Annotated in this window: 1 protein-coding gene; it reads left to right on the top strand. The window is 62.1% G+C overall.

Features of this window, described 5'->3' with window-relative positions; all coding sequences use genetic code 11:
• Window positions 1–212 (top strand): DUF1289 domain-containing protein (locus SB756_RS29725; RefSeq protein WP_410913157.1); only part of this gene is annotated, 212 nt, incomplete at its 5' end.
• Between the last annotated feature and the right edge of the window lie 65 nt (window positions 213–277).

Genomic DNA, 277 nt, shown 5'->3' with positions numbered 1-277 from the left:
ACCCCGTTGAACGCCCCGTCGCCTCACCGTGCGTGAGCATTTGTGCGCTGGATGATGATGACATTTGCACCGGCTGCCAGCGCACCGTGGATGAAATCACCCGCTGGAGCCGCATGGACAATGCCGAGCGGCGGGTGGTACTCGGGCTGTGCCATGAGCGGGCGAAAGCGAGTGGGTTGGTGTGGATGATGCCCGGCAAATCCGGCGCCTGATAGATCGCTTTCGCGAGCAAGCCCGCTCCCACAGTTGACCGCGTTCCTACAGGATGAACACAGTC

The sequence above is a fragment of the Pseudomonas sp. SIMBA_068 genome (assembly GCF_046534705.1).
Taxonomy (GTDB): domain Bacteria; phylum Pseudomonadota; class Gammaproteobacteria; order Pseudomonadales; family Pseudomonadaceae; genus Aquipseudomonas; species Aquipseudomonas putida.
This window is presented reverse-complemented; position numbering and strand designations above follow the sequence as displayed.